10 protein-coding genes and 1 pseudogene are annotated in these 10,719 nt (G+C 64.1%); 2 read left to right on the forward strand and 9 right to left on the reverse strand.

Going from position 1 to position 10,719, the window contains the following annotated elements:
• Position 1: 1 nt before the first annotated feature.
• The 8 genes from PMI42_RS24815 to PMI42_RS24850 all read right to left on the reverse strand — a co-directional run bounded on the left by PMI42_RS24815 (position 2) and on the right by PMI42_RS24850 (position 7,762).
• A complete protein-coding gene (locus PMI42_RS24815) occupies positions 2-901 on the reverse strand; it encodes an isocitrate lyase/PEP mutase family protein (RefSeq protein ID WP_008139172.1) in 900 nt (299 codons plus the stop codon).
• A 14-nt stretch (positions 902-915) separates the two neighbouring features.
• Complete coding sequence (locus tag PMI42_RS24820) at positions 916-2,298, reverse strand: MmgE/PrpD family protein (RefSeq protein ID WP_008139174.1); 1,383 nt, start codon at positions 2,296-2,298, stop codon at positions 916-918.
• Positions 2,298-2,999, reverse strand: coding sequence for an ABC transporter ATP-binding protein (locus PMI42_RS24825; RefSeq protein WP_035966541.1), 702 nt, complete (start codon positions 2,997-2,999; stop codon positions 2,298-2,300). The genes PMI42_RS24820 and PMI42_RS24825 overlap by 1 nt, the downstream gene beginning before the upstream one ends.
• A 4-nt stretch (positions 3,000-3,003) precedes the next feature.
• Entirely contained in the window at positions 3,004-3,762 is a 759-nt protein-coding gene (locus PMI42_RS24830) for an ABC transporter ATP-binding protein (protein WP_008139178.1), read from the reverse strand.
• On the reverse strand, positions 3,759-4,730 hold the full coding sequence (locus PMI42_RS24835; protein WP_008139180.1) for a branched-chain amino acid ABC transporter permease: 972 nt from the start codon (positions 4,728-4,730) through the stop codon (positions 3,759-3,761). The genes PMI42_RS24830 and PMI42_RS24835 overlap by 4 nt, the downstream gene beginning before the upstream one ends.
• Positions 4,727-5,596 (reverse strand): branched-chain amino acid ABC transporter permease, encoded by an 870-nt coding sequence (locus PMI42_RS24840; RefSeq protein WP_008139183.1) that lies wholly within the window; start codon positions 5,594-5,596, stop codon positions 4,727-4,729. Before PMI42_RS24840 ends, PMI42_RS24835 begins: the two co-directional genes overlap by 4 nt.
• 100 nt (positions 5,597-5,696) lie before the next feature.
• Complete coding sequence (locus tag PMI42_RS24845) at positions 5,697-6,923, reverse strand: ABC transporter substrate-binding protein (protein WP_008139186.1); 1,227 nt, start codon at positions 6,921-6,923, stop codon at positions 5,697-5,699.
• A 41-nt stretch (positions 6,924-6,964) separates the two neighbouring features.
• Positions 6,965-7,762, reverse strand: coding sequence for a GntR family transcriptional regulator (locus tag PMI42_RS24850; RefSeq protein WP_008139188.1), 798 nt, complete (start codon positions 7,760-7,762; stop codon positions 6,965-6,967).
• Positions 7,763-7,916: 154 nt separating this feature from the next.
• On the opposite strand from PMI42_RS24850, the gene leuC reads away from it, so the two are divergent.
• Positions 7,917-9,323 carry a 3-isopropylmalate dehydratase large subunit gene (gene leuC, locus PMI42_RS24855; protein WP_008139191.1) on the forward strand — a complete coding sequence of 469 codons (1,407 nt, stop codon included), beginning with the start codon at positions 7,917-7,919 and terminating at the stop codon, positions 9,321-9,323.
• 7 nt (positions 9,324-9,330) lie between these two features.
• The gene (leuD, locus tag PMI42_RS24860) at positions 9,331-9,984 is read left to right on the forward strand and encodes a 3-isopropylmalate dehydratase small subunit (protein WP_008139192.1); all 654 of its coding nucleotides are present in this window, start codon (positions 9,331-9,333) and stop codon (positions 9,982-9,984) included.
• A gap of 231 nt (positions 9,985-10,215) precedes the next feature.
• Here the strand turns inward: leuD and PMI42_RS38095 are convergent.
• Positions 10,216-10,413, reverse strand: a pseudogene (locus PMI42_RS38095) (alginate export family protein); the annotation flags it as partial.
• Positions 10,414-10,719: the final 306 nt, after the last annotated feature.

Raw genomic sequence — 10,719 nt, forward strand, 5'->3', positions numbered from 1 at the left:
GTCATCTGGTTTTGTCGCCGGGTCCGTTCGCCGGGAATTCGTAGCTCTGCCCGAGTTCCAGCATCTGCGGCGTGCCGATGATCTCATTCAGCGTGTCGAAATCGAACATGTCACTGCGAAAGGCTTCGGTGGTGCCATCGCGCGCGAGGGTCTCGTAAAAGGCTTTGGCCGCCTTGGCGACCGCACGAACGATGCCGCCTGGAAAGATCACCAGCGAAAAGCCCAGCGCCTGCAGCTTGTCCTTGCCGAGGATGGGTGTCTGGCCGCCTTCGACCATGTTCGCCATCAAGGGCAGCCGGTCGCCAAGTCTCTGCGCGATGGCCCGAAGCTGTGCCTCGTTGCGCGGCGCCTCGACGAACAGCACGTCCGCGCCGGCCTCGGCATACCGCCCGGCGCGTTCGACGGCCTGCTCAAAGCCTTCGACCGCCACCGCGTCGGTTCGCGCGATCACCAGGGTTTCGCAGCTGAGGCGCGCGTCGGTCGCCGCCCTGATCTTGCCGACCATCTCCGTCGTCGGGATGAGACTCTTGTCCTGCAGGTGACCGCAGCGCTTTGGGAAGGTCTGGTCCTCGAGCTGGATCGCGGTGGCGCCGGCGCGCTCGAACAAACGCATGGTGCGCTGGACGTTGAGGGCATTGCCGTAGCCGGTATCGGCATCGACGATCAAAGGCGTGGCGACGCGATCGCGGATCAGACTCAGCGTCTCGGCCACCTCCGACATGGTCACGAGCCCGATGTCGGGGCGCCCGAGCCGGGTGTAGGCGATGCTTGCGCCGGACAGATAGAGCGCACGAAATCCCGCATCGGTTGCCAGCGAAGCGGTCAAGGCGTCATAAACACCGGAAGCCAGCACGATGTCCGGCCCGTGCAACATGGTCTTGAGAGACGTTTGATCAGACATCATGCCCTCCCCGATCACGCGGCAAGCAGACGCGATAAAGCGGCAAGGTCAGGCGCACGGTCCAGATCCTCGACCGCTCTGAGAATCGATGAACAATGCGCGCTGCTCCAGACCGATCCTGCGACCTCGCGGAACTTGTCCTGGACTTCCTCCGCGCTGTAGGGGTCTTCGGTATCGCCCTTGTTGGTGTAAGCTTCGGCGCTGAGAATTCGGCCATCGACCAGCGTGATTTTCACGCGCGCCGGACGAAGGCCCGGCAGCATCGTGGTGAGCGCCTTGTCCTCGCGCACCGCAACACGCCCCGCCAAAGCGAGCGTCACCGCATCGCGCCGCGCATCATCGCGAAAGGCAGCGATCGAGGCCGCACCATTGACAATCGTCGTCGCCAGCGAAAATGGCAGCGAGAACTTGGCCGCCAGCATGTTGCGGGGCTGCTGACCATCGAGCTGCGCTGCCCAGATGTAGGTATCGACATCGATTTTGGCGATATCGTCCGGCTTCAGATGGCCGCCGGCCTCCGCGATCAGACTTTGCAGCGCGTCGAGCGCGCCGTGATTATAGCGGCAGGCGGCGTGGCGCTTGAAATAGTTGCGCGCGATCTCCCACCGCGTGCCGAGATCGGCGATCATCTCCCCGGGCTGAAACTGATCGGCGATGACGGTGCCGTAGATCGTGCCGATCCCATCCGCCTCGCCGATAAATCCGGCATCCACCATCTCCCAGGCGCGCAGGCCGATTTCGTTCGAGAAGCCGGCGAAGCTGTTGCGCACGGTACCGCCTTCCAGCATGGTCCGGCGGCTTGTCGCCAGCCCGAGTGTCGATGAGACATTGATGACTTCCGCCATCTGCTCGCGGGTCGCGTTGCGCAGTTTGGCAACGGCCACCGCAGCACCCACCGTGCCCCAGGTGCCATGCGGGTGCATCGTGACGCGCAGCTTTGATGCAATGCCGATGCGCGAACCGATTTCGTAGCCGAGCGCAATGGCCAGCAACACATCCGCACCGCTTCTGCCAAGCTCTTCGGCAGCCGCCAGAACGGCCGGCACGACATGGATCCCGGGATGACCGCGCGCGAACTGATTGCCTTCGTCGATCTCCAGCATGGTGCCGGCGGTGCCGTTCAGGAATGCCGCGAGACCGGCCGGAGCACGACGGCCGGCGCCGATGACCGGAGCAGCATCGTCAGCGGACGTACGGCAGAGGCGTGCCGTCAGGCGTTGCATCTCCGGCTCCTGCGCACCCGCTGCGATCGCCCCGATGCAGTCAAACAGCACCTGCTTGGTGCGCGCCACGACATCCCCGGGAAGCTGCTCCGCCGCCACCGTTGCAGCGAAGTCGGCCCAGCGATGCAGCCATTGCGGCCGCGTGGTCTGGAGGGAAGCATTTTGCAACATCATCACATTCCCAAATAGGTCTTGGCCAATTCACTGTTTCCGGCCAGTTCGGCTCCGGTCCCGGAAAGCACCAGGCAGCCGTGCTCCATCACGTGGGCGGCATCGGCGAGCTCCAGCGACTGCATGACGTTTTGCTCGACGAGAAGGATCGTCAGTCCGACCTCGTTCAAGCGACCGATCAGCGTGAACATCTCCTCGACCAGACGCGGCGCCAGCCCGAGCGAGGGCTCGTCCAGAATGAGAAGCCTTGGTTGCCCCATCATGCCCCGGCCGATCGCAACCATCTGCTGTTCGCCGCCGGAGAGCGTGCCGGCGCGCTGCGCGAAGCGTTCCTTCAGGCGAGGAAACACGGTCAGCACCTGCTCCATGGTCCGGGCACGCTCGGCTTTCCCGCGCCGGTAGGAGCCAAGCTCCAGGTTCTCGCGCACGCTGAGATCGGGAAACAGCTTGCGGCCCTCAGGCACGTGCACGAGGCCTGCCGCAACGATATCCGCCGGGCTCTTTCGATCGATGCGTTGCCCATCGAAGATCACCTCGCCGCGTTGCGGACGGACGATGCCCGACAGGACCTTGTTCAAGGTCGTCTTGCCGACGCCGTTGGCGCCCAGCACCGCGACGATCGATCCGGCCTCGACCTCGAGACTGACGCCGCACAGCACGGAGGTGCCGTCGTAGCCGGCGACCAGGTCTTTCACTTCGAGCAGCGCTTCAGCCATGGCTGGCCGCCCCCGACGCGATCCGCGCCGCAGCGCCCGGCCCGAGATAGGCCTCGATGACCTTCGGCTCGCGCGTCACTTCGGCCGGGGTGCCTTCGGCAATCATCCGTCCTTCGGCCAGAACATAGACGTGATCGCACAGACTCATCACCGCCTGCATGACATGCTCGACCATGAGGATGGTGATGCCGTCCGCGACGAACGCCTTGATGACGGGAATGATGTCGCGCACTTCAGACGGGTTCAGTCCGGCCAGAACCTCGTCGAGCAGCAACAAGCGCGGCCTGGTCGCGAGCGCGCGGGCCAATTCCAGGCGCTTGCGCGCGGAAACCGTAAGCCCGGCCGCCGGCGCATCCAGCCGGCTTGCCAGGCCGACGCGTTCGGCAATCACGGCGGCACGGTCCAGCGCCTCATCGCGACGACGGCAATGCAGATAGGCGCCGACAGCGATATTCTCGCGCACACTCAGGCCGGCGAAAGGCTGGACGATCTGGAACGTCCTGGCGATACCGAGCGACGCCCTGCGATGCGGAGACAGGCCGGAGATCTCCGCCTCGTCAAAAACGATCGAGCCGGATGTTGGCGGCTCAAATCCGGAAATCAGGCTGAAGAGCGTCGTCTTGCCGGCGCCGTTCGGCCCGATCAGACCGGTAATCCCTCCAGCCTTCACGATCAGGCTGGCGTTGTCGACGGCCAGGAGACCGCCGAACCGTTTGCTGGCATTGCTGACGCGCAGAAGCGGAGCCGTCATGCCGGCCTCCGCGCGCGCCAGAGCCGAGCCAGCCTGGTCAGAAGACCCTGCAATCCATCGCGCGCAAAGGCGATGATCAGCACCAGCAGGATACCGAACAGCGCCAGATCGATGCCGAGAACCCGGCCCGCCACGGCTTTGGCCAATTCGCCAAGGAAATGCAGCGCGAGGGCACCGAGCAACGGGCCGAACACGGTGCCCAATCCACCGATGATCGGCCCCAAAAGCGCTTCGACCGAAATCCAGGTGCCGAAGGCGATCGACGAATCGACGAACAGGAAATACTGGACGTAAAATGCGCCCGCCAATGCGGTCATCGCTGCGGACAACATAATCGCCTTGAGTTTGACATCGAGCGTATCAACGCCAAGCGCCGCGGCGGCATCTTCGTTTTCGCGCACGGCGACGAGATAGGCGCCGAAGCGGCTCCGCTCGATGCCGCGCATCAGGAACATGACAGCGGTCACTATTGCGAGGATGATCCAGAAATAGATCGCCCGGCTCGCAAACTGAAAATTCGCGGCGGAGACCTGCAACTTGATCAGGGTGCCCGCGGCCCCGCCCGTGAAAGGCGTGGCATTGGCGATGATCCGGAACACTTCGGCGAAGGCCAGCGTGATCAGGGCAAAATAAGAGCCGCGCAGTCCCGACCGGAAACTCAAATAGCCGATGACGGCGCCAACGGCGGCTCCAATTGCGGTCGCCGTCAGCATCGCCGCGTAGGCATTGATGCCGTAACGGGTTTGCAGGATCGCATTGCCATAGGCGCCGGCACCGAAGAACGCGGCATGGCCGAAGGAAAATTGCCCGCCGTAACCGGCCAGCAGATTCCAGCCCTGCGCCGCGAGCGCAATGATCATCGCCGTGACCAGCGCATTGATGACCGTATTGGACTGGACCATCACCGGCAGCAACGCCAGCAGCAGGGCCGCGATCGCGATCGCGCCGTAAGCCCGGGCCACGCTCATGCCTTGGCTCCGAACAGTCCGGTCGGGCGGATCAGCAGCACCAGGATGAAGATGACGAAAATGCCGAGCTGGCCGAGGCTTTCGCCAAACATCAGGCCGGAAAGGCTCTCGACGACACCGACGAACAACCCGCCTGCGATCGCGCCGGGGATAGAACCCATGCCGCCGAGCACAACGATGGTGAAGGCGACGAGCACATAGGCATTGCCGACGCGCGGATGCACATAATAGGTTGGCAGCAGCAGACACGCCGCGATGGCAAGACATGCCGCGCCGAGCCCGAAGGTCACTGCGTAGATATGGGCGACATCGATGCCGGCCAGCGACGCGCCGAGCTTCTCCTTGGCGACCGCGCGGATCGCCTTGCCGGTATCGGTCTGCGCCAGGAGAATCCATAGCAGCACGGCGACGAGGCAGGAGACGCCGAAAGCCGCCGCACGCGGCAAGGCGAGGAACGTGAAGCCGAGATCGAGCGTGGAAAACCCATAGGCGACATCGACGGTCCTGGTATCGGAATTGAAGACCGCGAGCAGCAGGTTCTCGATCACGATCGACAATCCCAGCGTGATGAGCAGGATGTTTCGATCATCGCCGTGGCTGGCAGGCCCGATCACCAGGCGCTGCAAACCATAGCCGAGCCCGAAGAAGATCAACGCGAGTGGAACCATTGCGACATAGGGGTCGACTCCGGCCTGGAACGCCAGATAGGCCGCAAACATCGCCGCGCTCAGGATGGCGCCATGAGCGAAGTTGATGATGTGCAGTACACCGTAGACCAGCGTCAGCCCGACCGCGATCAGCGCATAGACCGCCCCGGACATCAGGCCGTTCAGCACGGCTGCAGCCAGTATATCGAGCGACGTCATAGACCTTGAGCCTTGGGCCCGGCGGGCCGTTTGCGAAAAGCGACGGAATTGGCGACCAGACCCGGCAGGCCGGGCTTGCCGATCGACGCGATGGAAATGATCAGGCCGGGACCGGGAACACCGGCTTGGCGTCGGCGAAGCTCGCCGGGAAGATGACCTTGATGTCGTTGTCCTGAACCTGGGTGTTGACGGGCGCAGCACCTGTGTTCTGGCCGCCGACGAATTGCGTCGGACCATAGGGCATGATGTGACCGGCAAAGGTCGAGGATGCGAGAGCCGCAACGATCGCCTTGCGGTCCGCGGACGCGGCGCGTTCGATCGCATCGGCAAGCAGCAGGACGCCCGAATAATTCAGGGCGACGTTGTAGGTGAAGAATTTGCCTGACGCCTCCACCTCTTTCTTCAGGGCCTGCGCCACCGCGTTGCGCGGGTCGTACCAATGATTGCAGTCCATGACGTTCTGTGCCGCTTCCGGAAATTCCTTGACAAAGCGGTAGTTGGACGCGGCGCCGTTAAGCACGCAGAATATTCCCTTCGGCTTGATCTTCTGCTGCTGCATGGTGCGCGCCAGCAGCACAAACTCGCCGTAATAGCTCGACGGGATGATGAGATCCGGATTCTTGGAGCGGATCTGCAGCGCCACGTTCGACATGTCGCGTGCCGGCGTCGGATGCGCGATGGTATCGAGGATCTCGAAGCCGCGCTTGGGCAATTCGGCCTGCATCAGCTTGGCAAGGCCCGAACCGAACAGGCCGTCCTCATGCACCAGCACCACGGTCCTGGCCGGCTTGCCGGCGGCATCGTTGATGGTCACCAAATTGTCGAGCGCACTCTTGGTGACGATGCCGAAGCCGGGCGCGAAGCGAAAGGTGTTGGTCAGGCCGCGGGAGACGATCTGGTCCGAAACGCCGACATCGACGATGTAGCCGAGATCATAGCGCGAGGCCGCCTGCGTTGCGGCAAGGCAGATCGGACTGGCGAAGCCGCCGACGATCGCCACGACGCCTTCTGCCGCCATGCGCTCGACTTCCGCGGTGCCGCCTTCGGGTGTCGAGCGCGCGTCGCCGAACACCATTTCCAGCTTGGCGCCCCCCAGCGACTTGATGCCGCCCTTGTCGTTGATCGCCTTGATGGCAGCCACGGCACCGATCTGGCCTTGCGCACCATCAAAGGCCAGCGCCCCGGTGACCGGCTGCAAAATGCCGATCTTGATCGCAGCGCCCTGCGCCCGCAGATAGGCCGGCATCGCCACGGCTCCGGCGACCAAAGCCGCACCGCCCTCGAGAACGCGGCGGCGCGACAAACCGGTCTTGCCTGTCTTGGACATACTGTCTCTCCATCCGATTGCGGCCGGTGTACGGGCCGAGGTCATGACGCTTTCTTGGTGATCCGATCGCCAGCCGCGGGCGCCAGCACGGTGGCCCAGCGGCGCACACCGGCGGCTTCGGTGCGAACCATTTCCATGTGCAGCGCATAGCGATCCGGCCGATACAGCGCGCTGAGATGCTCGACGCCGCTGCCGTCGGCGGCAAAAACTGTCCGCGTCGTGCCGAGTAACGCGGACCCGACTTCGACATCGAGCGCGGCCGCCACGTCGGGCGTCGCCAGCACCGCGGTCACTTCCTGCGTCGCCCGCTCGATCTGCACGCCGGAGCGCTCGAGCAGGGACAGCAGCGGTCGCGCGGCAAGATCGGCCTCGGTGTAGGTGACGCCGATGCGCTGGGGAACGTGGGTCGTCAGATGCGAGAAGGGCTGGCCGTCGATCAGGCGGACCCGCACCGAGAACTGGGTCTTCTCACCGGCGTTGAGTTTCAGCGTGGACGCAATCGCCGCCGACGGCTCGCGATAGTCGAAGGCGAGCAACCGAACCGCGGTTTCACGGCCCATCGCCACCAAATTGGCCAGCACATCGGAAAAATCCGCCACGATCGGCTTGGCCCCGCCGGCGCCGAGCACGAAGGTCCCCGCGCCGCGGCGGCGAGCGATCAATCCCTCCTGCTCCAGCTCGGCAAGCGCGCGCCTGACGGTGACGCGCGACACGCCATATTCGGCCGCCAGCGCCTGCTCGGGCGGCAACGTTCCCTGATCGTCGAGCCGGCCACCGGCGATCCGGTCGCGCAGCACCAGATAGACTTGCCTGGTCTTTGACGGTTCGACACCGGCCATGCGGCACCTTGTGCTTAATACATTTAAATGTACAGTATATGATACAACTTGAGCCGCAAGCCCATTGATCGAGCAGGAAAGTCGGAAATAAGCGGCAGATCTGGTCGGGAAACAGAATATCGGTGGGGGAGTTAGCGGCGAACTCGGACGCTCCATGACGGACACGCAACCGGCAAGTATCATCGACAAGCTCTGGGATGCCCACGCCATCACAACGCGTGAGGATGGCCAGACCCTGCTGTTCATCGACCGGCACCTCGTGCATGAGGGCTCGTTTCACGCCTTCGATCAACTCAGGACTCGCGGCGCGACGGTTGCGCGGCCCGACCTGACCTTCGGAATCGCCGACCATTATGTGCCGACCCGGCCGGCCTCCAGCGCGGCCAACACAGAGGCCGCGGGCATGATCGAACAACTGGCCCGCAACGCCCGTGAGCACGGCATTCTATCGTTTGGTCAATCCGACCAGCGCCAGGGCATCGTTCACGTCGCAATACCCGAGCAGGGCCTGACACTGCCCGGGCTGTCGATCGTCTGCGGCGACAGCCATACCTCAACCCATGGCGCGTTCGGCGCTTACGCGTTCGGCATCGGCGCGTCGGAAGTCGCGCATGTGCTGATGACACAAACGCTGTGGCAAAAGCGGCCCAAGCGGATGCGCATCGTCGTGGAGGGTCACCTGCCCGCAGGAACCGGTGCCAAGGACATCGCCCTGACGATCATCGCCAGGATCGGCGCCGACGGCGCCCAAGGCCACGCCATCGAATACGCCGGCAGCGCCATCAAAGCGCTGTCGATGGAGGGGCGGATGACGCTGTGCAACCTCTCCATCGAGGCGGGCGGACGGCTCGGCCTGATCGCGCCGGACCAGGCGACGTTCGACTATGTGCGAGGCCTTCCGTTTGCACCGCGCGGTGATGATCTCGACCGCGCCATCGACGACTGGCGCTTGCTGGCAAGCGATGCTGACGCGGCATTCGATCGGGAAGTCGTCCTCGATGGGCACGACATCGCGCCGGTCGTGACCTGGGGGACCAGTCCGGAACAGGCGGCTGCGATCGACGGGTCGGTGCCGGATCCGGCACGGATGGACGATGAGCACAAGGCAGAGGCTGCGCGCGAAGCGATCGGCTACATGGATCTTCGTCCAGGGCAGGCGCTGAGCGAGATCCGGATCGATCGGGTTTTCATCGGCTCCTGCACCAACAGCCGGATTGAAGACCTGCGCGCCGCCGCCGCGATCCTCGCAGGCCGGCGCTCGCGCGTGCCAGGCCTGGTATCGCCGGGATCGGTGGCGGTCAAGCAACAGGCGGAGCAAGAGGGTCTCGATCGGATATTTCGCGACGCCGGACTGGAATGGGTCGCCTCGGGCTGTTCGATGTGTGTCGGGATGAATGGCGATACGGTGCCATCCGGCGAACGTTGCGCCTCCACGACCAATCGAAATTTCAGGGGACGCCAAGGGCTGGGAAGCCGGACGCACCTGATGTCACCAGCCATGGTTGCCGCCGCGGCTGTCGCCGGTCACCTCATCGACAGCCGTCTTCTCGCCCGGGAATAGAATTCAGATGCGTCCGTTTACGACCATCACCGCCCTCGCCTGCAAGCTGGCGATCGACAACATCGATACGGATCAACTGATCCCCGCGCGCTTCATGCGACGCCCCCGTTCCGAGGGCTACGGCAACTTTCTGCTGCACGACCTGCGCTTCGATACCGACGGCGCACCGAAGCCGCAGTTTCCGTTGAACGACCCGAAAATTTCCGGATGTGAGATCATCATCGCCGGACGTAACTTCGGATGCGGATCGTCGCGCGAGGCCGCGGTCTACGCACTCGCCGATTACGGCATCCGCGTCGTGATTGCCTCGAGCTTCGGCGATATCTTTGCCTCCAACGCGGTCAAGAACGGCGTCCTCCCGGCTCAGATCAGCGAGGAAGATTCCGAACGGCTGCTGCGCGCCGACGAACTGGTCGAGCGCCGGCCTTTGACAATAGATCTTGCCGCGCAAACCATCACCGTCGGCAATCTCGTCGTGACCTTCTCCATCGATGCAGTTTGGAAGAAGCAGTTGCTCAACGGTTGGGACGACATCGACATGACCCGCAACGAAGCCGATACCATCGCACGGTTCGCCGAACAGGATGCAATTCGGCGCCCCTGGATGAAGCCTGCCGGTGCGCCCCCTCCAATCCACCCGCGGCGCGGTGAGAACCGGTAGCAGCCTCCCATCCGCGATGTGGCGCTCAAACCGCTGCGGGCCCGGACGCGAGGTGATGCCGGCCGGATCATCGAGGACGGCGTGCCGGCCGATTTTGTCTCGGATCCGAAGCAGGATCGAACCCGCGCATTCCTCAAGCAGATCATGCATCGATGACCGCAGCGGCCGATTTGTGCCACGAGCGGTCGCCCGGCCATAAACCTGCGTCGATGCGGCTGGGACGCGACCGATCGCGCCGGTCAAATGGTCATTGAACGCGTCATCGACGCGAAGCTGAGCGTAGGCTCCGGTCCAATGGTGGCCCGTGGCGGCGGCGCCCGCTAGCGGCCCGCCGGGCTGGACGTCGATCGCGTCGGACGTCGTTTCACGCCACTGCAAGCCGATCGCTCCCATCACCTTCCGCCGGTCCGCCGCCGTGAAAACCCGCAATCGAACGTCCTCACGCAGTAGAAAGCAGCAGACACACCTTCGCGGTCTCGCGGCGCATATCGCCCGAGTTTTGCCTGGTCACTCCACCCTCGTTAGCCAAGAGGGCGCAGGGAAGGCCGGGTGCCAGCTCGCACCCGCGGTCCGCTGCGCGAAAGCACACGCAGGAAGAACCGCACAGCAGCATACAGGTGGAGCCGATCACTCGGCCTTCCCTGCGCGATGGTCGGACGGCTTATGCCGTGCTCTCCCGGGAGCCGAACTTTCCTTCTGGCCTCCCTCGCCCCGCGAATTGACGATGCCGTCCGC

This window comes from Bradyrhizobium sp. YR681, from assembly GCF_000282615.1.
In the GTDB taxonomy this organism is placed as follows: domain Bacteria; phylum Pseudomonadota; class Alphaproteobacteria; order Rhizobiales; family Xanthobacteraceae; genus Bradyrhizobium.